23 protein-coding genes and 1 riboswitch are annotated in these 19705 nt (G+C 66.0%); of the genes, 5 read left to right on the top strand and 18 right to left on the bottom strand.

Annotation, left to right across the window (positions count from 1 at the left end):
• Window positions 1-44: 44 nt before the first annotated feature.
• Window positions 45-2849 carry a DNA polymerase I gene (gene polA / locus GR316_RS10360; RefSeq protein WP_211783841.1) on the top strand — a complete coding sequence of 935 codons (2805 nt, stop codon included), beginning with the start codon at window positions 45-47 and terminating at the stop codon, window positions 2847-2849.
• Here polA and GR316_RS10355 read toward each other — a convergent pair.
• Together GR316_RS10355 and GR316_RS10350 are read right to left on the bottom strand one after the other, a co-directional pair.
• Complete coding sequence (locus tag GR316_RS10355; RefSeq protein ID WP_211785192.1) at window positions 2843-3202, bottom strand: HIT domain-containing protein; 360 nt, start codon at window positions 3200-3202, stop codon at window positions 2843-2845. The genes polA and GR316_RS10355 overlap by 7 nt on opposite strands.
• Window positions 3199-4776: a DUF5928 domain-containing protein gene (locus GR316_RS10350; RefSeq protein ID WP_211783840.1), complete on the bottom strand. Its 1578-nt coding sequence runs from the start codon at window positions 4774-4776 to the stop codon at window positions 3199-3201. The genes GR316_RS10355 and GR316_RS10350 overlap by 4 nt, the downstream gene beginning before the upstream one ends.
• A 117-nt stretch (window positions 4777-4893) precedes the next feature.
• On the opposite strand from GR316_RS10350, the gene GR316_RS10345 reads away from it, so the two are divergent.
• Window positions 4894-5712 carry a sulfotransferase family protein gene (locus GR316_RS10345; RefSeq protein ID WP_211783839.1) on the top strand — a complete coding sequence of 273 codons (819 nt, stop codon included), beginning with the start codon at window positions 4894-4896 and terminating at the stop codon, window positions 5710-5712.
• A 9-nt stretch (window positions 5713-5721) separates the two neighbouring features.
• Here the strand turns inward: GR316_RS10345 and GR316_RS10340 are convergent, their stop codons facing one another.
• Both GR316_RS10340 and nth read right to left on the bottom strand, forming a co-directional pair.
• On the bottom strand, window positions 5722-6711 hold the full coding sequence (locus GR316_RS10340; protein ID WP_211783838.1) for an adenosine kinase: 990 nt from the start codon (window positions 6709-6711) through the stop codon (window positions 5722-5724).
• Window positions 6708-7352 (bottom strand): endonuclease III, encoded by a 645-nt coding sequence (nth, locus tag GR316_RS10335; protein WP_211783837.1) that lies wholly within the window; start codon window positions 7350-7352, stop codon window positions 6708-6710. Before nth ends, GR316_RS10340 begins: the two co-directional genes overlap by 4 nt.
• A gap of 97 nt (window positions 7353-7449) precedes the next feature.
• Here nth and GR316_RS10330 point away from each other — a divergent pair, with 97 nt between their 5' ends.
• Window positions 7450-8325: a methylated-DNA--[protein]-cysteine S-methyltransferase gene (locus GR316_RS10330; RefSeq protein ID WP_249218763.1), complete on the top strand. Its 876-nt coding sequence runs from the start codon at window positions 7450-7452 to the stop codon at window positions 8323-8325.
• 40 nt (window positions 8326-8365) lie between these two features.
• Entirely contained in the window at window positions 8366-9034 is a 669-nt protein-coding gene (locus tag GR316_RS10325) for an OmpA family protein (protein ID WP_211783835.1), read from the top strand.
• A 33-nt stretch (window positions 9035-9067) separates the two neighbouring features.
• Here GR316_RS10325 and GR316_RS10320 read toward each other — a convergent pair whose 3' ends face one another.
• The 5 genes from GR316_RS10320 to GR316_RS10300 all read right to left on the bottom strand — a co-directional run bounded on the left by GR316_RS10320 (window position 9068) and on the right by GR316_RS10300 (window position 11611).
• The gene (locus GR316_RS10320) at window positions 9068-9625 is read right to left on the bottom strand and encodes a F0F1 ATP synthase subunit B (RefSeq protein ID WP_211783834.1); all 558 of its coding nucleotides are present in this window, start codon (window positions 9623-9625) and stop codon (window positions 9068-9070) included.
• Window position 9626: 1 nt separating this feature from the next.
• The gene (locus tag GR316_RS10315; RefSeq protein ID WP_211783833.1) at window positions 9627-10169 is read right to left on the bottom strand and encodes a F0F1 ATP synthase subunit B'; all 543 of its coding nucleotides are present in this window, start codon (window positions 10167-10169) and stop codon (window positions 9627-9629) included.
• Between the two features lie 80 nt (window positions 10170-10249).
• Entirely contained in the window at window positions 10250-10483 is a 234-nt protein-coding gene (locus tag GR316_RS10310) for a F0F1 ATP synthase subunit C (RefSeq protein ID WP_128253405.1), read from the bottom strand.
• Between the two features lie 39 nt (window positions 10484-10522).
• Window positions 10523-11275, bottom strand: coding sequence for a F0F1 ATP synthase subunit A (locus GR316_RS10305; RefSeq protein WP_211783832.1), 753 nt, complete (start codon window positions 11273-11275; stop codon window positions 10523-10525).
• Window positions 11276-11278: 3 nt separating this feature from the next.
• A complete protein-coding gene (locus tag GR316_RS10300) occupies window positions 11279-11611 on the bottom strand; it encodes an AtpZ/AtpI family protein (RefSeq protein WP_211783831.1) in 333 nt (110 codons plus the stop codon).
• Between the two features lie 216 nt (window positions 11612-11827).
• Here GR316_RS10300 and GR316_RS10295 point away from each other — a divergent pair, with 216 nt between their 5' ends.
• On the top strand, window positions 11828-12148 hold the full coding sequence (locus GR316_RS10295; protein ID WP_211783830.1) for an ArsR/SmtB family transcription factor: 321 nt from the start codon (window positions 11828-11830) through the stop codon (window positions 12146-12148).
• Here the strand turns inward: GR316_RS10295 and GR316_RS10290 are convergent.
• The 9 genes from GR316_RS10290 to GR316_RS10250 form a co-directional block, all read right to left on the bottom strand.
• On the bottom strand, window positions 12145-12954 hold the full coding sequence (locus tag GR316_RS10290) for a division plane positioning ATPase MipZ (RefSeq protein WP_211783829.1): 810 nt from the start codon (window positions 12952-12954) through the stop codon (window positions 12145-12147). The two genes, GR316_RS10295 and GR316_RS10290, sit on opposite strands and share 4 nt — an antisense overlap.
• A gap of 142 nt (window positions 12955-13096) precedes the next feature.
• Complete coding sequence (rpmE, locus tag GR316_RS10285) at window positions 13097-13318, bottom strand: 50S ribosomal protein L31 (protein WP_211783828.1); 222 nt, start codon at window positions 13316-13318, stop codon at window positions 13097-13099.
• Window positions 13319-13329: 11 nt separating this feature from the next.
• Entirely contained in the window at window positions 13330-13707 is a 378-nt protein-coding gene (rplS, locus tag GR316_RS10280) for a 50S ribosomal protein L19 (RefSeq protein WP_211783827.1), read from the bottom strand.
• A 49-nt stretch (window positions 13708-13756) separates the two neighbouring features.
• Window positions 13757-14569 (bottom strand): tRNA (guanosine(37)-N1)-methyltransferase TrmD, encoded by an 813-nt coding sequence (trmD, locus tag GR316_RS10275; RefSeq protein WP_211783826.1) that lies wholly within the window; start codon window positions 14567-14569, stop codon window positions 13757-13759.
• Window positions 14570-14602: 33 nt separating this feature from the next.
• The gene (locus GR316_RS10270; RefSeq protein WP_211783825.1) at window positions 14603-15082 is read right to left on the bottom strand and encodes a PTS sugar transporter subunit IIA; all 480 of its coding nucleotides are present in this window, start codon (window positions 15080-15082) and stop codon (window positions 14603-14605) included.
• Between the two features lie 57 nt (window positions 15083-15139).
• Window positions 15140-16306, bottom strand: a complete 1167-nt coding sequence (gene metK, locus GR316_RS10265) for a methionine adenosyltransferase (RefSeq protein WP_211783824.1) — start codon at window positions 16304-16306, stop codon at window positions 15140-15142.
• Window positions 16307-16313: 7 nt separating this feature from the next.
• Window positions 16314-16362: riboswitch (SAM-SAH riboswitch) on the bottom strand.
• A 34-nt stretch (window positions 16363-16396) separates the two neighbouring features.
• A complete protein-coding gene (lnt, locus tag GR316_RS10260; RefSeq protein ID WP_211783823.1) occupies window positions 16397-17845 on the bottom strand; it encodes an apolipoprotein N-acyltransferase in 1449 nt (482 codons plus the stop codon).
• Between the two features lie 52 nt (window positions 17846-17897).
• The gene (locus tag GR316_RS10255; protein ID WP_211783822.1) at window positions 17898-18785 is read right to left on the bottom strand and encodes a hemolysin family protein; all 888 of its coding nucleotides are present in this window, start codon (window positions 18783-18785) and stop codon (window positions 17898-17900) included.
• An 85-nt stretch (window positions 18786-18870) separates the two neighbouring features.
• Window positions 18871-19695 carry an aldo/keto reductase gene (locus GR316_RS10250; RefSeq protein ID WP_211783821.1) on the bottom strand — a complete coding sequence of 275 codons (825 nt, stop codon included), beginning with the start codon at window positions 19693-19695 and terminating at the stop codon, window positions 18871-18873.
• Window positions 19696-19705: the final 10 nt, after the last annotated feature.

The raw sequence follows: 19705 nt of genomic DNA, 5'->3' as shown, positions 1-19705 counted from the left end.
CGCATCGTGCCATATCCCTGAGCGGATCGGCACGGAGCGGACACATGACTTTCGACACCACATTCGGCCAGGGCCACCACCTGCACCTGATCGACGGTTCGGCCTTCATCTTCCGCGCCTACCATGCGCTGCCGCCCCTGACGCGCAAATCCGACGGCCTGCCGATCGGCGCGGTCGCGGGCTTTTGCAACATGCTGTTCCGCTATGTCGAGGATGCGAAATCGGGGGACGCGCCGACCCATGTGGCGGTGATCTTCGATCATTCCTCCAAGACGTTCCGCAACGAGATCTACCCCGCCTACAAGGCCCAGCGCCCCGACCTGCCCGAGGATCTGAAGCCCCAGTTCCCCCTGACGCGGGAGGCGACGCGCGCCTTCAACATCGCCTGCATCGAGACCGAGGGATTCGAGGCCGACGACATCATCGCCGCACTTGCCTGCCGGGCGCGGGATGCGGGCGGACGCGTGACCATCATCTCCTCGGACAAGGATCTGATGCAGCTCGTCGGCGACGGCGTGGAGATGCTGGACCCGATGAAGAACAAGCGCATCGGCCGCGACGAGGTGTTCGAGAAGTTCGGCGTCGGCCCGGAGCGGGTGGTGGATGTGCAGGCGCTGGCGGGCGATTCGGTCGATAACGTGCCCGGCGCGCCCGGCATCGGCATCAAGACGGCGGCGTTGCTCATTCAGGAATACGGCGATCTCGACACGCTGCTGGAGCGCGCCTCCGAGATCAAGCAGCCCAAGCGCCGTCAGGTTCTGCTGGAGCATGCCGATCAGATCCGCATCTCGCGCCGGCTCGTGCAGCTCGATCGCGACACGCCGCTGGACGTGACGCTGGAAAGCCTCGAGATCCGCGAGCCGGACGACAGCCTGATGGACTTCCTCAACGCGATGGAATTCCGCACGCTGACGAAGCGCGTGGCCGAGAAGCGCGGCGTGGAGCCGCCCCTTCCCGCCCCGACCCCCGCCGCCACGGTGGAGGCCGAGGAGATCGCCCCCCTGCCGTTCGATCATGCCGCCTACGAGGTCGTGACCGAGCCTGCGCAACTGGCCGAATGGATCGCCGTGATCCACGAGGTCGGCCATGTCGCCTTCGACACCGAGACGACCGGCCTTGATGAGATGCGGGCTGAACTCGTCGGGATATCGCTTTGCGTGACGGCGGGGCGGGCCTGCTACATCCCGCTGGCCCATGTCACAGGCACGGACGATCTGTTCGGCGGGGCGCAGCGCGTGGAGGGGCAGATGCTCATCTCCGAGGCGCTGGCGCTGCTGAAGCCGGTGATGGAGGATCCGGCGGTCCTGAAGATCGCCCATAACGCGAAATACGACTGCAAGATGCTGGCCCGGATCGGGATCGCGGTCGCGCCGATCGACGACACGATGCTGATGTCCTATGCGCTGCATGCGGGGCTGCACAATCACGGCATGGATGCGCTATCGGAACAGTACCTGCGCCACACGCCCATCGCCATCAAGGGCCTGATCGGCAGCGGCAAGAGCCAGATCACCTTCGACCGCGTGGCCATCGCCGATGCCGCCCCCTATGCCGCCGAGGATGCCGATGTCACCCTGCGCCTGTGGGAGTTGTTCCGGCCCCAACTGCACCGCGCCCGCGTGACCACCGTCTACGAGACGCTGGAGCGCCCCCTCGTGCCCGTTCTGGCGGATATGGAGATGGCGGGCGTGCGCGTCGATCGCGAAACGCTCTCGCGCATGTCCGGTGCCTTCGCCCAGAAGATGGCCATGCTGGAGGAAGAGATCCACGCGCTGGCCGGGCGTCCGTTCAACGTCGGCTCTCCCAAGCAGCTTGGCGAGATCCTGTTCGACGAGATGGGCCTGCAGGGCGGTACGAAGGGCAAGAACGGCGCCTACGGCACCGGCGCGGACATCCTCGAGGATCTGGCCGCCGAGGGGCATGACCTGCCCGCACGTGTGCTGGATTGGCGGCAGGTGTCCAAGCTGAAATCGACCTATACCGATGCCTTGCAGGACCATGTGCATCCCGATACCGGGCGGGTGCACACCTCCTATTCCATCGCCGGGGCGAATACGGGGCGGCTCGCCTCCACCGATCCGAACCTGCAGAACATCCCCGTCCGATCCGAGGAAGGCCGCCGCATCCGCGAGGCCTTCGTGGCGGGGCCGGGCAAGGTGCTCGTCTCGCTCGATTACAGCCAGATCGAATTGCGGATTCTGGCCCATATCGCGGACCTTCCGGCCTTGAAGGAGGCATTCCGGCAGGGCCATGACATCCACGCCATGACCGCGGCCGAGATGTTCAACGTGCCGCTTGAAGGGATGGACCCGATGATCCGCCGTCAGGCGAAGGCGATCAACTTCGGGGTGATCTACGGCATTTCGGGGTTCGGGCTGGCGCGGAACCTGCGCATCCCGCGCGCCGATGCGCAGGGCTTCATCGACCGCTATTTCGAGCGTTTCCCCGGCATCCGCACCTATATGGACGAGACCATCGCCTTTGCGAAGGCGAATGGCCATGTGCTGACCCTGTTCGGGCGCCGCATCAACACGCCGGAGATCAACGCGCGTGGCCCCGGCGCGGGATTCGCCCGCCGCGCCGCGATCAACGCGCCTATTCAGGGGACGGCCGCCGACATCATCCGCCGCGCCATGATCCGCATGCCCGCCGCCATCGCGGACCTACCGGCGCGGATGCTGCTTCAGGTCCATGACGAACTGCTGTTCGAGGTGGAGGAGGACGCGGCCGATACCCTGATCGCCCGCGCCCGCGCCGTGATGGAGAACGCCTCCGACCCGGCGGTGAAGCTGTCGGTCCCGCTGATCGTGGATGCGGGGCGTGGCCCGAACTGGGCCGCCGCTCACTGACGGGTCAGCATCGGCCCCAGCGGCCGACCGGCCAAGATATGGATGTGGTAATGGGGCACTTCCTGCCCCCCATGCCCGCGCGCATTGGTGATGACGCGGTATCCCTCGGGGAAACCTTCGCAGATGCGGGCGGCGGTGCGGTGGAAATCCAGCATCTCCTCGGCCGGGGCGCGGGCCGCGAAATCGGCGAAATCGGTATAGGCGCCCTTCGGGATCACCAGCACATGATGCGGGGCATGCGGGGCAATATCCTCGAAGGCCAGCGTATGCGCGCTCTCGGCGACGGTCTTGTTCGGGATCTCGCCGCGCAGGATGCGGGCGAAGATGTTCGTCGGATCATAGGTCATCGTCAGTCCATGAAGAGATAGTGCATCGAGGTGATCTCCAACGCGGTGTCGCGTGGAATGTCCAGAAGCTCGGCAAGGATCTCCGCATTCTCCTCGGCGGTGTTCGTTTCGTGAAGGCGCCGGAAGTTGGGGAAATCGGCATCGCGGATCCGCTCGCTCTCATAGCGGAAATCGTAGCGGATGACGGGCATCAGGCGGTCCATCGTCTCCACCGGGGTGCTGGGCCCGGCCAGCCCCACCCGCTGCGCATGGCCCACCAGATAATCGTCGTCGAACACGCATTCGAGGTCGATGATGTCCACCCGCGCCCGGTCCGCCACCACATCGCGGATCAGGTCCAGATTGGACGGGTCGATGCAGATCATCAGATGCCGCGTGTCGTAATAATCGAACAGCATCCGCAGCAGTGCGCGGCGATGGCGCTCGCGCTTTTCCAACGTGGTTTCGATCCCGCCGAGGGGCGGCAGTTCGGTCCCGACCTCGTTAAAGAGATAATGCAGGCGCGGAACGCCCAGCACCTCGGACGCCCGGTCCGTGAAGCGTTTGGCGACATGCCATTTCTTGCACACGACCAGCGTCAGACGCCGTTCGCGGCCAAGGCTCGTCTCCGCCTCCCAGAAGCGGGGGGCGAAGCGGCGCCCGTTGCGGCCCCGGTCGCGCAGGAAGGTCAGCAGCGTGCGCCCCTCGTTCGAGATGGGGAAGCGGACGCCGCGGCTTTGGTACATCTGGCCCAGCCGCTCCTTCAGATCGGCGGCATGGGGGGAGATCTTGCGTGCGAAGAGATAGTCCTGACTGATCAGCATGTCGTAGTGATCGTTGTAGAAGGTCAGCGGCATGCCGTAATCGGTGAACATCAGGAAGGTCAGCGTGCGCGTGCGGATTTCCCGGTCGGGGATCAGATGGCGCACCAGCGTCTGGAACATCGTCTCGTCCGGGATCCATGTCGTCGCAAAGAAGCGGATCACGGCGGGATTGGTGTCGCAGAAGGACAGGATGGCCCCGATCGTGCTGCGGCGCAGGCACCACCACTGGCTGCCGATCTGAATGTCGAGCCCCTGCGGGATCTTGCGCGCCAGCCCGAAGCGGCGCTGCAGGTCCATCGACGTGTAGAACCACCATTTATGGGTGCGTTCGTTGAACCAGTGGCGGTAGATCAGCCGCTCTTCCTTGATGCCGGTCTTGATCCAGTCGGACTTGAAGAAATCGAACGCCTCGACGTAATCGAGATCGTCGCGATCGAGGAAATCCTTGACGTATTCGGCCGATTTGATCGGCATGCAGTCGCCGGACAGCATGTAGAAATGCGTGGCCTCGGGGAAGGCATCGTAGGCGGCGCGGACGGCCAGAAGGCTCGCCTCCACGAGGCTCCACTCCCCCCAGCCGCACTTGATGCGCCGCGCGGCGAAGGCCACGCGCGGATTGTCCGCCAGCGCGGCGCGGATGCGGTCGTAATCGGCCTTGGGCGCGCGGGCATCGAAATGAATCGCGATGTTGTCGCCTGCCGCCGTCAGGCGCAGGGCCTGTGCGACGATCCCCGCCGGATCCTTGTGGCACAGCAGGATGAAGGCGATCTCGGCCATGAATGCCCCTCTATCTTCGCGAACCCGCCCATCATCGCACGGAAAACGACGAGAGCGATTGAAAAGTGTGTCCCGACCTGCTTCACCTGAAAGGAGAGTTTGCGCAGGAGTCGAGTGATGGGTTTTCCGGGAACATGGATGACCGAAAGTGAGAGCGTCGTCTACCGCGTCGTTCCTAAATGCGCGTGTTCGACCATCGGTCAGATCATGTTCTATTCGGATCACGGTCGCTTCTTCGACGGCGACATCCACGATTCGACCAGCGGGCTGCACAAGTGGTCCCAGTCCGACAGCCAGCCGCTGATCGAGGCGAATGTCTCTGCCCATCGCAGCCTGACCTTCACCTGCGTGCGCAACCCCTATACCCGCATCCTGTCCTCCTTCTTCGACAAGATCTGCGGCATCCAGCGCAACGGCAAACGCTATCGCGGCAATCTCGTACCGCTCTTGACGCAGAAATACGGCATCGAGGTCGGCGGCCCCGACGGCACGGAGGAGTTCGACCAGATCAAGAGCTTCCGCCGCTTCCTCTTGTTCGCCCGCGACACCATCCGCTGGAAGAAACCGATGGAGCCGGACATCCATTGGTCCGCGATGTCGGGCCATATCGCGACCTTCATCGTGAACGGCGGCCGCTACGATCAGATCTTCTTCACCGAGCGGTTCAACGAGGGGATGCAGAAGGTGCTGGACGGCATGGACAGCCGTCACAAGGTGGATCTGGCGACGATCCCGCGCTTCAACGAATCCGAAGGACATGGGCCGAAGCGCGCCCATCCCGTGGAGGATTACTTCGACGATCTGTCGATGCACATCATGTGGGAAATCTACAAGAAGGATTTCCAGCTGTTCAAATACGACTTCGACAATCCCGGCAACAAGCTGCCGCGGATGGAGGTGGACCTCAAGGAGGTCCACCGCCGTCTGGGGGACTGACCCCCCGCCTCAGACGAGGCCGTGATGGGCGAACAGCGCCTTGAGATCGGCCTCGGGGCGCGCCCCGATATGGGAGATGACCTCCGAGGCGGCCACGCAGCCCATGCGGCCGCACGCCTCGAGGTCATGCCCCTGCGTCACGCCCCAGAGGAAGCCCGCCGCAAAGAGATCGCCCGCGCCCGTCGCATCCGCGATCTGGGTCGGCACCGCCGGGATGTGCCAGTGTTGGCCGTCCGACAGCACATGCGCGCCATTCTCGCCCTCGGTGCAGGCGACGATGGCGACATCGGCCGCAGCGGCCGTCAGCGCGGCCTGGAAATCGTCCGTCTGGTACATCGACAGAAGTTCGGCGCGGTTTGCGAACAGCAGGTCCGCCTCTTCGGACAGAAGGCGGCGGAAGGCATCGCGGTGGCGTTCCACGCAGAAGGGGTCCGACAGGGTGATCGACACCTTGCCGCCCGCCGATTTGCACGCGCGAATCGCCTTGGCGAAGGCCTCGTGGCTGGCAGGCCCATCGAAGCGGTAGCCTTCGAGGTAGATCCACTCCGCCGCGGCCATCATCCCTTCGTCGATATCGTCCGGGCCGAGGAATTCCGACACGCCGAGATAGGTGCTCATGGAGCGTTCGCCGTCGGAGGTGACGCAGACGATGCAGCGGCCCGTCTCCTGCTCGGAGGTGCCGGCCATGGGCGTCTCGTAGGTGGCGCCCTGCGCCCGCAGGTCATGGGCGAAGATCGCGCCCAGCTGATCGTCCTTCACCTTGCCGACATAGGCCGTGCGCCCGCCAAGCTGCGCGATGCCCGAGATGGTGTTGGCCGCCGAGCCGCCCGAAATTTCGCGCGAGGGGCCGACATGGGCATAGAGATCCACCGCCCGGCCCTTGTCGATCAGTTGCATCACGCCCTTGCCGATCCCGTGCTCGGTCAGGAATTCCTCGGAGGCGGAGGCCAGGACATCCACCATGGCGTTGCCGATCCCGACAACCTGATACGTCTTCATGCGGTTTTTTCCTCAAAGGGGCAGTGGTCATAGATCGGGCAGATGCCGCAGCGCGGCTTGCGTGCCAGACAGATATATCGGCCGTGCAGGATCAGCCAGTGATGGGCGTGCAGCGCAAAGCGGGCGGGGATGTTGTCCTCCAGCGCGCGTTCCACGGTGTCCACGTCGCGGCCGGGGGCGATGCCGGTGCGGTTGCCGACGCGGAAGATGTGGGTATCCACCGCCTGCGCAGGCTGATGGAACCACATGTTCAGCACGACATTCGCCGTCTTGCGGCCGACCCCCGGCAGCGATTGCAGCGCCGCGCGCGAGGACGGCACCTCGCCGTCATACTCGTCCACGAGGATGCGGCTCAGCTTCATGACGTTCTTCGCCTTCTGGCGGAACAGGCCGATGGTCTTGATCGCGTCCAAAAGCCGCTCTTCGCCGAAATCGAGCATCTGCTGCGGCGTCGTCACCTGCGCGAAGAGGCCGCGCGTCGCCTTGTTCACGCCCACATCCGTCGCCTGCGCCGACAGCGCGACCGCCACCACGAGGGTATAAGCGTTCACATGCTCCAGCTCGCCCTTGGGTTCGGGGTCGATGCCGTGCAGTGTGGTGAAGATCGCCTCGATCGTGCGATAGGGAAGCTGGCGTGCCATGCCTTCCCATATGACAGCGCCGCCGCGAAGCCGCAAGTTTCGGGTCGCGGCCCGCCCCCGCCCTTCCTATCTTTGCCGCAGGTGCAGGAGGCCGCCCATGTCCGATCCCTATCACTATGCCGTCGTCGCCCGCGCGCTGGACATCATCGCCGCCGAGCCGCGCCTTTCCCTTGGCGAGTTGGCGCAGCGGATGGACATGTCGGCCGCGCATTTCCAGCGCGTCTTTTCGGCATGGGCCGGGGTGTCGCCCAAGCGGTTCGCCCAGTACCTCGCCCTCGATCACGCGCGCCAGCTTCTGGCCGAACGGATGGCCGTGCTGGAGGTGGCCGAACGAAGCGGCCTTTCGGGCGGCGGGCGGCTGCACGATCTCTTCCTGCGATGGGAAGCGATGAGCCCCGGCGCCTATGCCAAGGGCGGCGCGGGCCAGCGCATCGGCTGGACGCTCGCCCCCTCCCCCTTCGGGGAGGCGGTGGTGATGGCGACGGAGACCGGCATCTGCGGCATCGGCTTCACCGATGGCGATGCCGCGGCGGCGCGCGCCGATCTGTCCCGCCGCTGGCCCAAAGCCACCTATCACGAAGACCCCGCGATCCGCCCCCTAGCTGCGGATGCCTTCGCCGGGCGCGGCGCGCGGCTGCATCTGCTGGGTGGGCCGTTCCAGATCAAGGTGTGGGAGGCGCTTTTGGCGGTGCCGCCGGGGCAGGTCACGACCTATGGCGCCATCGCCCGCGCCATCGACCAGCCCGCCGCCGTCCGCGCCGTCGGCACCGCCATCGGGCGCAACCCGGTCGGCTGGCTGATCCCCTGCCACCGGGCGCTGCGGGCGACGGGGGCGCTTGGCGGCTATCACTGGGGGCTGACGCGCAAGCGCGCGATGCTGGCCCACGAGGCCGCGCGCCACGAGGGCGGCGATGGGCACCTTGCCGCCGATGTGATACCGGGAACCCTCGGCAACTCCTCGGCGTTCAGATAATCAGGATTGCGTGATTTCACGATTGTCATGAACGAGGCGTATGATGACTTTCAAACTTCCCCTTATGCTGGGCACGGTCGGACTTGTGGCCCTGGCGGGGTGCAACGATCCCTACAATACCGGTGTCGGTGCTGGGGGTGCGGCGAACCAAAAGACCAATATGGGAGCCATCACCGGGGCCGTGATCGGCGGCGCACTCGGGGCGCAGTCGGGCAGTGACCGCGGCGCGAAGATCGCCGGTGGCGCGATCGTCGGCGGCATACTCGGCAGCGCCGTCGGCGCCGAACTGGACCGTCAGGCCGCACAGCTGCGCGCCGCGACCAGCAGCAACATTAGCGTGACCAACACCGGTAACGAGCTGGTGGTGAACATGCCGCAGGACCTGCTCTTCGCGACCGACAGCTCCAGCCTGCGTCCCGATCTGCAATCCGACCTGCGCGCGGTGTCGAGCAACCTCGTTCAGTATCCGAACTCCACCATCCAGATCGTGGGGCATACGGACAACACGGGCAGCGCGTCCTACAACCAAGCGCTGTCCGAACGCCGGGCCAGCGCGGTGGCGCAAGTGCTGATCGGCAATGGTGTGCCGTCGAACCGCGTTTCGGCCTATGGCGTCGGGATGAACCAGCCCATCGCCACGAACGACACGGCTGCGGGCCGGGCTCAGAACCGCCGGGTCGATATCGTGATCCGCCCGATCCAGAACTGAATGAAAAAGGCCGGTCTCGCGACCGGCCTTTCTTTAGTGCATCTTCTGTCCGACCTGCTCGATCGATCGATCGATCAAGCTGGCCCCGGTCTCCGGGGTCATCTGGCGGGCCAAAACCTCGCGGGCGGCCTCGACCGCGACCGCGATCGACTTTTCCCGGACTTCCTTCACCGCGCCGGCTTCGGCGGCGGCGATCTGATCCTCGGCGGCCTGCATGCGGCGCGCGATCGTGACCTGAAGCACCTCTTTGGCGCGTTCGGCCGCAAGCGTCGCTTCCTGACGGGCCTGCGCGATGATGCGCGCGGACTGCTCCGACACTTCCTGCTGCTTACGCTCGTAGGAGGCCAGAAGCGCCTTGGCTTCCTCGCGCAGCGCGCGGGCTTCCTCCAGTTCCGAGTGGATGTCGTGGGCGCGCTTGTCCAGCATGCCCGTGATCCGGCCCGGCACCTTTGCCCAGATCAGGATGCCGACGAACAGGACGAAGGCGATCAGCACGATCAGATTGGTGTTGTAGAGCGAGAAGAACGGCCCGCTGGGGGCCGCGACGGCGGGCGTGGCCAGCAGCGTGAACGGGATGATCAGCTTCTTCATCTTACGCTCCCACGCGGCTGGAAACCGCCGCCTTCACCGACGCGTCGGCCGTGCCGCCCAGTGCCGCGACAAGCGCCTGCGCCGTTTCGGCCGCGACTTCGCGCACGCTGTCCTGCATGCCTTCGCGGATCTCGGCGATCCGGGCCTCGGAGGCCTGAACGCGCTGACCGATCTCGGCATCGGCCTTGGCGATCGCCTCGGCCAGATCCGCGTCGATCGACGCCTTGGTGTCGGCCGCGATACGGGCCGCTTCGGCACGCGCCTTGGCCAGCGCCTCGTTATAGGAGGCTTCGGCGGATTTCGCCTTCTGCTTCAGCTCTTCGGCGGCCAGCAGGTCGTTCGTGATGGCGCCGCGGCGTTCGGCCAGAACGGCGCTGACGCGCGGCAGGGCCACGCGGGTCAGCACGAGGTAGATCGCGACCAGCGCGACCAGTAGCCAGAAGATCTGGTTCGGCCAGGACGAGAAGTCGAGCTGCGGCATCCCCGGTGCATGGGGCGCCTCCCCGACAGCCGCCTCGGCCACGTCTTGGACTTGATGTTCCATGTTTCCCTCTCCGCGGCGTCAAGGACCGGGCCGGCCGGATGTCACCACCCGTCCGGCCCGAAAATCGTTGCGCGTTCGGATCAGACGGCGAACATCAGCAGCAGGGCGATCAGGAAGGCGAAGATGCCCAGAGCTTCGGCGAACGCGATGCCGACGAAGAGGTTCGCCATCTGGCCAGCCGCTGCCGACGGGTTGCGCAGCGCGCCCGACAGGAAGTTGCCGGCGATATGGCCGACGCCGATGCCCGCAGCGCCGCAGCCGATCGCCGCCAGACCTGCACCGATGTATTGGCCCATCATTGCGAGTTCGTTCATGTCAGTATCTCCTTGAACTGAAGGGGGATGACCCGAGGGTCAGTGATGGTTGTCCGCCACCGCGTCACGCAGATAGACGCAGGTCAGAATGGTGAAGACATAGGCCTGCACGACGGCGACCAGCGTCTCGAGACCGTAGATCACGGTCACGGCGCCCACGGCCACCGGCGACAGCAGCGCCAGCGAAGCGAAGCCTGCGAACACCTTGATGACGGCGTGGCCGGCCATCAGGTTGCCCGCAAGACGGATGGAATGGCTGACGGGCCGCACGAAATAAGAGATGAGCTCGATCACGGCCAGAACCGGACGCACGGCGAGCGGCGCCGAATCGACCCAGAACATCTTCAGAAAGCCCGGACCCTTGCGCACGAAACCAATGATCGTGACGCTGAAGAACACGATCAGCGCCAGCGTCACGGTGACGGCCACATGGCTCGTCGTCGTGAACGAGAAGGGCAGCAGGCCCAGCAGGTTCGCGAACAGGATGAACAGGAACAGCGACATGATGTAGGGGAAGTACTTCACGCCCTCGGGCCCGGTCACTTCCTCGACCATGTTGCGGATCATGCCATAGGCCAGTTCCGCGACCGATTGGCTGCGCGAGGGGATCATCGCACGGCGACGCGTGCCGAAGACCATCAGCGCGACCACGCACAGCACCGCCAGCGCCAGCCACAGCGTCACGTTGGTGACGGTGTACCACTGGATCGGGCCGTCGCTGAACAGCGGCCGGACGACGAACTGATCCATAGGATGGATCGACAGACCATTGCCTTCCGTTTCCGTCACCACGCCCTAATCCTCTCGCTCATGGGTGTCGCCACCCGTCGTTTCTTTCGACTGCACGCTTTGTGCCGTCCGCATCATCGTCCGTATCCCCGCCGCAAACCCCAGCAGGGTGAAGACGATCAGGCACAGAGGCAGCGTTCCCAAGAGAACATCCAGCCCATAACCGATGCCGAACCCGATCAGCAGCCCGGCCACCAGTTCGGTGATCATGCGCCAGCCGATCTCCCCCGAGGAGAAGGCCTCACCCGCCTGACCGGTCCGCTTCACGGGTGCGCCGCGGGCCTTGGCCAGACGCGCTTCGAGGGCGCGCATCCGGTCGGGATCGGGGTCGTTCGTCATGAACACGTCCCTGTGACAGTTGCTCATCGTGCTAATGGGCAGGCCCGTCCGAGTCAAGGAAGCGGGCGTAGGGCACAACCCCCTGACGGCGCTATGAAAACGCCCGCCTTGAGCCCCCGTGCCAGAATGTCGCACCCCGCACGGGGCCGGAACGCTCAACCCCGCAGTTGAGCATGGGGTGTTGACCCCCCGCCCCGGCCGCCCCAATGCTGGCGCATGCCCGATCCGCTCGATCTCGTCTTTGCCGCCCTTGCCGATCCGACGCGGCGCGCCATCCTGTCGATGCTGCTGGAGGACGACATGGCCGTCAGCGATGTCGCGGCCCCGTTCCAGATGTCGCTGGCCGCCATCTCCAAGCATCTTCAGGTGCTGGCCGGTGCCGGGCTGATCACGCAGGAACAGCGCGGCCGCGTGCGCTGGTGCCGGCTGGAGCCGGACGCTCTGCGCCGCGCCTCGGTCTGGATGCAGGGGTTCGGGCAGTTCGATCCCGTGGACCTCGATGCCTTCGAACGCTTCCTGAAATCCGAACTTGGTTAGAACGTCACCTCGACGCCCGGAAGCTGCAATTCGGACACGAGATCGCGCACCTCCTGCCGGGCCGCGATGTTGGAGAGGTTTAGGTTCTCCACCCCCATATCCTTCAGATCAAGGAGGGTCAGCCCGCGGGGGAACAACTCGCGGAAGACCACCCGCTCCGAAAAGCCGGGCGCGACGCGGAAACCGATGCGGCGGGACAGATCCTCCAGCGCGGCGCCGACCTTCTTCTTGTTGTGCATCTGCTGCGCGCCCAAACGGTTGCGCAGCACGATCCAGTCGATCGGCTTCAACCCGGCCTTGGCCCGCATCTGGCGCGCGTTCCACACCATCTCCGAATAGATCGACGGCCCCTTCACCTTGCCCGTTTCCGGGTCGATCCGCGCCAGCAGGTCGAAATCGACGAAACTGTCGTTCAGCGGCGTGATCAGCGTGTCGGCCAAGGTATGCGCCACCTGGCTCAGACGCGTATGCGATCCCGGACAATCGATGAGGATGAAATCCGACAGCGGCTCCAGCTGCGCCATGCCAAGGGCAAGGCGGCGGTCCATCACATTCTCTCCGGGGGCCAAGAGCGCCTCGTCCACCTCCGGCAGCGCAAGGTAATGCGGCGAGGGCAGATCGATATTGGCCCGCTTCAGAAAGGCGAGACGGTTTTCGGTATAGCGCCCGAAGCTGCGCTGACGCACGTCGAGGTCCAGCGCCCCGACTCGGTGCCCCATCCGCACGAGCGCCGTCGCCACATGCATGCAGGTGGTGGACTTGCCCGATCCACCCTTCTCGTTGCCCACGACGATGATATGCGCCACGACATGCCCCCTGTTTTCCCTAAGCGGCTAACGGGTGGCGGGCGATCACGCAAGTGTCAGCGTCCTTTCCGGGCCGGACCTGTGGCGCAAAGACAAAGGGCGCAGGTTTCCCCGCGCCCTTTTCCGTTCGCTGAAGCCGAGCTTAGAAGCCCAGACCGGCGTATTTGTTCTTGAACTTGGACACGCGGCCGCCGGTATCCATCAGACGGCTGGTGCCGCCGGTCCATGCGGGGTGCGCCAGCGGGTCGATGTCGAGCGCCATCTGGTCGCCTTCCTTGCCCCAAGTCGAACGGACTTGGTACACGGTGCCGTCGGTCATCTTCACGTCGATGAAGTGATAGTCGGGATGGATGTCTGCTTTCATCGGTCCGATCCTTACGCTTCAGTCTTGGCTTTGTAGGTGGTGTCTTCCGCGATACGGGCCGACTTGCCGCGACGCGAGCGGAGGTAGTACAGCTTGGCGCGGCGCACACGGCCACGACGCACGACTTCGATCGTCTCGATGTTGGTCGAGTAGAGGGGGAACACACGTTCCACGCCCTCGCCGAACGAGATCTTGCGCACGGTGAACGAGGCCGAAACCGTCGCGCCGCCCTTGCGGGAGATGCAGACGCCTTCATAGGCCTGCACGCGGCTGCGGGTGCCTTCGGTCACTTTGTAGCCGACGCGAATCGTGTCGCCGGCTTTGAAATCCGGGATGGTCTTGCCGAGGGCGGCGATCTGTTCCGCCTCGATCTGTGCGATCAGGTTCATCGCAGTTCCTTTCCTTTGCCCGCGGTTTGCCCGCGAAGTTTGTGCCGCCTCAGAGCTCTCGGTCTTCATCCGGGTCCCTACCGTGCCGTGCACAGTAAGCCCGCCAGAGATCAGGCCTGCGTTCCTTCGTCAGCCTTTCGGCCGCGTCCTTCCGCCAGCGGGAGATGTTCGCGTGATGACCGGACAGAAGCGTTTCCGGGATCTCGCGGTCCTGCCAGACCGAAGGTTTCGTGTATTGCGGAAATTCAAGAAGGCCGTCCGAAAAGGATTCCTCCTCGGTCGATGCGTGATTCCCGATGACGCGCGGTATAAGGCGAACCGTCGCGTCGATCAAGGCCTGCGCCGCGATCTCGCCGCCGGTCATCACGAAGTCGCCAAGGCTGACCTCTTCGATGCCGTAATGGTCGATCACGCGCTGGTCCACGCCCTCGAACCGGCCGCAGAGCAGCGTCACCCCCGGCCCTTCGGACCAGCGCTTCGCCATGGCCTGATCGAACGGCCGCCCCCGCGGGCTGAGATAGACGACCGGCCAGCCCGGCCCCTCGGCGGCGGCATCGAGCGCGCGGGCCACGACATCGGGGCGCATCACGAGGCCCGCCCCGCCCCCCGCCGGCGTGTCGTCCACGTTGCGGTGCCGCCCCTCGCCGAAGGTCCGCAGATCCACCGTCTCCAGCGCCCAGAGCCCGAAATCGAGCGCCTTGCCCGTCAGGCTGAGGCCGAGCGTGCCGGGAAACGCCTCCGGGAAAAGGGTGATGATCTTGGCGCGCCATGCGCCCTGCACGCGCATGTCCGACATCAGATCGCGCGGCTTGGCCGAGGCGCCGATCGACAATCGGCCATGGGATTTCATCGGTGTGCTCATGCCCGCGGCTCTAATCCCCTTTGGCGCGCCGGTCTAGGGGCCGTCGCGCAGCTCCTCGTCGGCGGCGACGGCGCCGCGCTGGATCAGGCCCGGAACGGCCTCGGCGTCGCAGTGGCGCAGGGCCTTGGCCACATCCTCCTGCCGCAGGACGCGGGCGGCCATCGACAGCACCGACAGATGCTGGGCCGGGTTGTCCTTGGGCAGCAGCAGCATCAGCACCAGATCCACCGGCCGATCGTCGACGGATTGGAAATCGATCGGCGGCTTCAGGCGCGCGAACAGCAGCGCCGGCGCCTCCAGCCCCGCGCAGGGGCCATGGGGCAGCGCGATGCCGTTCCCCACCCCGGTGGAGCCGAGCTTCTCGCGCCGGATCAGCTTGGCCAGAACCTTGTCCCGGTCGAGCGGCCAGAGCTGCGCCGCACGGTCGGACAGCATCTCGAGGAGGGCGGCCTTGTCCGCCACCTCCACGTCGAGCATCACCCCTTCGGGCCGGATCAGATCGGAAAGCGTCATGCATATCCTGCGCGATGGTGAAGGCCGCCCCGGCGGACCGGGATGGCCGAAAAGCCCCTAGAGGGCGCGGGCCAGCGCCTCGGCCAGATCCGTCCGCTCCCAGCTGAAGCCGCCATCGGCTTCGGGCGCGCGGCCGAAATGGCCATAGGCGGCGGTGCGGGCATAGATGGGGCGGTTCAGCTCCAAATGCTCGCGGATGCCGCGGGGCGACAGATCCATCACCCGCGGGATCGCCGCCTCGATGGCGGCGGGATCGACCTCGCCAGTGCCGTGGGTGTCCACATAGACCGAGAGCGGCTTTGCGACACCGATGGCATAGGAGATCTGGATCGTGCATTTGGTGGCCATGCCCGCCGCGACCACGTTCTTGGCCAGATAGCGCGCGGCATAGGCGGCCGAGCGGTCCACCTTGGTCGGATCCTTGCCCGAGAACGCGCCCCCGCCATGCGGCGCCGCCCCGCCATAGGTGTCCACGATGATCTTGCGGCCCGTCAGGCCCGCATCGCCGTCCGGCCCGCCGATCACGAAGGTGCCCGTGGGGTTCACCCACCATTCGGTGCGCGGCGTCAGCCAGTCGCGCGGCAGCACCTCGCGGATATAGGGCTCCACGATGCGGCGGATGTCGTCGCTGGTCTGGGCGATGTCGCGGTGCTGGGTGGACAGCACGATGGAGGTGACCTCCACCGGGCGGCCATCCTCGTAACGCAGCGAGATCTGGCTCTTTGCGTCCGGCCCCAGCGTCGGCTCCGCGCCCGATTTGCGCGCCTCGGCAAGGCGGCGCAGGATGGCGTGGGAATAGTGGATGGGCGCGGGCATGAGGTCCGGCGTCTCGTCGACGGCGAAACCGAACATGATGCCCTGATCGCCTGCCCCGTCCTTGTCCACGCCTTGGCTGATATGGGCCGATTGCGGGTGCAGCAAGTTCAGAACGCGCAGGGTGTTCCAGTGGAACTCGTCCTGTTCATAACCGATGTCGCGCACGCAGTCGCGCACGATGCCATCGACCTTGCCGAGATAGTCGTGCAGGCGCCCTTGATCGGACAGGCCGACCTCGCCGCCGATGACGACCTGATTGGTGGTGGCGAAGGTTTCACAGGCGACGCGGGCGTTCGGCTCCTCGGCCAGAAAGGCGTCGAGGATGGCATCCGAGATCCGATCGCAGACCTTATCCGGATGCCCCTCCGAGACCGATTCGGAGGTGAATATGTAGTTCTTGCGCGACATGAGGACGTGCTCCGTTGGGATATCCCCGCCACGCCAGGAAGCCGTTGTGACGGTTCGATGTCACATCGCTATCCCGCGCCGCGGCGGGGGTCAACCAGCCCTGCGGCGCGGCAGCAGCGCCAGCCCCAGAAGCGCCGCCAGAAGGATCAGCACCGGCACCTCGCCCGTCCGGGCATAGAGCGTCGGCGGCAGCGCGCCGGGCAGCACCGCATCCAGATGCCCCGCCTGCCCCAGCGGCAGGCTGGCGGTGATGCGGCCATGCGCGTCCACCATGGCCGACACGCCGGTATTGGCGGCGCGCACCAGCGGCAGCCCTTGCTCGATCGCGCGCAGGCGCGCCTGCGCCAGATGCTGATAGGGGCCGGTCAGCGTGCCGAACCACGCATCGTTCGTGATCTGGAGCAGCCAGTCCGGACGTTCGGCCACGCGCAGATCCTGCGGGAACACCGCCTCGTAGCAGATGAGCGGCAGCGCATGGCCCAGCGCGCCCATGTCCAGCACCTTCGGCCCCGGCCCCGGCGAATAGCCGTTGCCGAGCTGTGCGGCGAAGGCCGTGATCCCGATCCGGGCCAGCGTGTCGCCGAAGGGCATGTATTCGCCGAAAGGCACGAGGTGATGCTTGTCGTAGATGTCCCGCACGGCGCCATCGGGGCCGATGACGGCCAGCGCATTGAAGGCGCGGCTGCCTTCGGTACGCTGGATGCCCACGGCGGCCGGGGCGGCGGCGGCAAAGCCGATCTCCTCGGCGACGTAATCGTCCAAAAGGTAGGGCACGGAGGTTTCGGGCCAGATCACCAGATCGTGCGGCCCCGGCGCGGCCGATAGATCGAGCGCGCGGCGGAACAGTGCCTCGGCGCGGTCCGGGTCCCACTTCATCTCTTGCGCGGCATTGGGCTGAACGATGCGCAGGATATGGCCCGTCGGGGCCGGTTCGGGCTGCGCCAGCCGCCAGTGCCCGGCACCGAAGGCAGCCACTAGCAACGCCGCCGACACGGCCGCCCCCCGCCAGCGCCATGCGACCGGCAGCGCCGCCATCAGCGCCGTCATCAGCGTCAGCCCCGTCGGCCCGGCCCATGCTGCAAGCTGCGCCGGGGCGGAACCGATCCAGACATGGCCGAGAAGCGCCCAAGGAAAGCCGGTCAGCACATGGCCGCGCGCGAATTCCGCCGCCGTCAGCAGCAGCGCAAAGCCGAGCGTCCGGTGCGCCAGCCGATGCGCCAGCCCCGCCGCCAGCGCCCAGAACAGCCCCAGCCCGAACGAGATGAGCACCACCGCAAAGGGCGCCATCCAGCCATAGGTGATCGGATCGACGAGGAACGGCTCCACGATCCAGTTCAGGGACAGGGCGAAATATCCGGCCCCCGCAAAGAGGCCCGTCCACGCCGCCGCCCGCCAGCCATCGCAGCGGCGCAGCATCACGCACAGCGCCGCAAGGCCGATCAGCGTCAGCCACCAGAACCCGATCGGCGCCTGCCCCGACGCCATGATCGCGCCAAGGCCGAAGGCCGCGCCCATCTGCGGCCAACCGGGAAATCGCATGGAAAGTCTCCGTTCCGGGGTGGCGTGGTTCTGGACCCGCCACCCCGCGGCGTCAAGCCGCGCAGTCCGGCAGCACCACCCGCAGGCGCTTGATGCGCCGGGGATCGCCGTCCAGCACCTCGAAGCGGGCGCCGGATTCGTGATCGATCACCTCGCCGCGCTTGGGCACGCGCCCGGCACGCACGAAGACGAGGCCGCCGATCGTGTCCACATCCTCATCCTCGTGCTCGCGCCGCAGATCGAGGCCCGAGACCTTCTCGAAGGCCTCCAGCGAGGCGCGCGACTGCACGATGTAATGGCCCTGCTTGTCCTGCACCCAAAGGGCACCGGCCACCTCGTCATGCTCGTCGTCGATCTCGCCGATGATGGTCTCGATCAGATCCTCGATCGTCACGAGGCCATCGACGCCGCCATATTCGTCGATCACCAGCGCAAGGTGGGCCCGTTCGCGCTGCATCTTCTGCAGCAGCACGGCCGCGCTCATCGACGGGGGGGCGAACATGATCGGACGCAGCAGCTTGCGCAGATCGAACGACTCGTCGGAGGTGAAGTCGTGATGCAGCGCCAGATCCTTCAGGAGGATCATCCCGATCGGGTTGTCGATCGTCTGCTCATAGACCGGAAGGCGGGAATATCCCTCGCGCCGGAAGGTGCCCACAAGGTCCTTCAGCCCGATATCGGCCTGCACGGCCGAAATCTCGGCCTTCGGGACGGCCACGTCCTCGACGGTCAGACTGCGCAGATGGTCGATGCCGGTACGTTCCCCATGGGAATCGCTGTCGTCATCCCGGTCTTCGTTCGGCGCGAAGGCCCCGAACAGGCGGCCGAAAAAGCCCTTATTCTCTCGGTCGGTGTGAAGATCCGCGTCGTATCGCTGATCATCTTCCGCGGTGTCCTGCGCGCCCTGCGCCGCAGGAGGTCCGTCTATACTTCGCTCCATCGGTCCTTCTGTCGGAAAGCGACGCCCTCAACGGGGGCGACGCCGTCCAATATGGGGCATGCCCCCCCGGCGTGGCAAGACGCGATCAGTCCCAATCGGGCGCGAGGCGTCCGGGTGCCACGATCCGCCCCTCGGCGCTGCCCATGGCGTCGATGCGGGCCATCTCCTCTTTGGTCAGTACGAAATCGAAGATCTCCAGATTTTCGGGCACACGCGCGGGGTTGGCGGTTTTCGACAGGGCGATGACGCCGTCCTGCTGCACCAGCCAGCGCAGCGCGATCTGCGCCGCGCTCTTGCCATGGGATCGGCCGATCTCTGCCAATGCGGCATCCTTGGCCGACCGCCCATCCGCCATCGCGTAATAGGCCGTCAGCGACAGACCATCCTCGCGCGCCGCCGCCAGCAGCTTCGACTGGTCGAGCCAAGGGTGGAATTCGACCTGATTCGTCACGATCGGGCAGATCGCCGCCGCCGCGCGCATCTGCGCGATGGTGTAGTTGCTGACCCCGACATGGCGGGTGCGGCCCGTGCGCTGCGCTTCGGCCAGACGGGCATGACGATCCTCCATGGGAACGTCGCTGCCGCCCGGCCAGTGCAACAGCAGCAGATCGACATGATCCACCCCCAGCTTGCGCAGGCTCTCATCGACCGAGGGCATGAAACGGTCGTCCTCGAAGCTGTCCACCCAGACCTTGGTCGTGAGGAACATCTCGTCCCGCGGCACACCCGAGGCGCGGAGCGCGGCCCCGACGGCGGCCTCGTTGCCATAGACCTGCGCGGTATCGACATGGCGGAAGCCCTTGCGGATCGCGTCGGGCAGAACGGCGGCGATCGCGGCCTCGTCCATGCGGTAGGTGCCGAAGCCGAGGGCGGGGATCTGCGCCCCGTTCGCGGTGACATAAGGGATCATCGGTCTCTCC

This window comes from Falsirhodobacter algicola (genome assembly GCF_018279165.1).
Lineage (GTDB): Bacteria > Pseudomonadota > Alphaproteobacteria > Rhodobacterales > Rhodobacteraceae > Falsirhodobacter > Falsirhodobacter algicola.
This window is presented reverse-complemented; position numbering and strand designations above follow the sequence as displayed.

Coding starts and splice junctions, on each gene's coding strand:
- lnt (WP_211783823.1), bottom strand. CDS start 17,845: ATGCGATTTCCCGGTTGGCCGCAGATGGGCGCGGCCTTCGGCCTTGGC.
- GR316_RS10310 (WP_128253405.1), bottom strand. CDS start 10,483: ATGAACGAACTCGCAATGATGGGCCAATACATCGGTGCAGGTCTGGCG.
- GR316_RS10270 (WP_211783825.1), bottom strand. CDS start 15,082: ATGACGCTTTCCGATCTGATCCGGCCCGAAGGGGTGATGCTCGACGTG.
- nth (WP_211783837.1), bottom strand. CDS start 7,352: ATGGCACGCCAGCTTCCCTATCGCACGATCGAGGCGATCTTCACCACA.
- GR316_RS10295 (WP_211783830.1), top strand. CDS start 11,828: ATGCCCGATCCGCTCGATCTCGTCTTTGCCGCCCTTGCCGATCCGACG.
- GR316_RS10300 (WP_211783831.1), bottom strand. CDS start 11,611: ATGACGAACGACCCCGATCCCGACCGGATGCGCGCCCTCGAAGCGCGT.
- GR316_RS10250 (WP_211783821.1), bottom strand. CDS start 19,695: ATGATCCCTTATGTCACCGCGAACGGGGCGCAGATCCCCGCCCTCGGC.
- polA (WP_211783841.1), top strand. CDS start 45: ATGACTTTCGACACCACATTCGGCCAGGGCCACCACCTGCACCTGATC.
- GR316_RS10350 (WP_211783840.1), bottom strand. CDS start 4,776: ATGGCCGAGATCGCCTTCATCCTGCTGTGCCACAAGGATCCGGCGGGG.
- GR316_RS10315 (WP_211783833.1), bottom strand. CDS start 10,169: ATGGAACATCAAGTCCAAGACGTGGCCGAGGCGGCTGTCGGGGAGGCG.
- trmD (WP_211783826.1), bottom strand. CDS start 14,569: ATGAGCACACCGATGAAATCCCATGGCCGATTGTCGATCGGCGCCTCG.
- GR316_RS10255 (WP_211783822.1), bottom strand. CDS start 18,785: ATGGAGCGAAGTATAGACGGACCTCCTGCGGCGCAGGGCGCGCAGGAC.
- rplS (WP_211783827.1), bottom strand. CDS start 13,707: ATGAACCTGATCGCACAGATCGAGGCGGAACAGATCGCCGCCCTCGGC.
- GR316_RS10340 (WP_211783838.1), bottom strand. CDS start 6,711: ATGAAGACGTATCAGGTTGTCGGGATCGGCAACGCCATGGTGGATGTC.
- GR316_RS10330 (WP_249218763.1), top strand. CDS start 7,450: ATGTCCGATCCCTATCACTATGCCGTCGTCGCCCGCGCGCTGGACATC.
- rpmE (WP_211783828.1), bottom strand. CDS start 13,318: ATGAAAGCAGACATCCATCCCGACTATCACTTCATCGACGTGAAGATG.
- GR316_RS10345 (WP_211783839.1), top strand. CDS start 4,894: ATGGGTTTTCCGGGAACATGGATGACCGAAAGTGAGAGCGTCGTCTAC.
- GR316_RS10325 (WP_211783835.1), top strand. CDS start 8,366: ATGATGACTTTCAAACTTCCCCTTATGCTGGGCACGGTCGGACTTGTG.
- metK (WP_211783824.1), bottom strand. CDS start 16,306: ATGTCGCGCAAGAACTACATATTCACCTCCGAATCGGTCTCGGAGGGG.
- GR316_RS10320 (WP_211783834.1), bottom strand. CDS start 9,625: ATGAAGAAGCTGATCATCCCGTTCACGCTGCTGGCCACGCCCGCCGTC.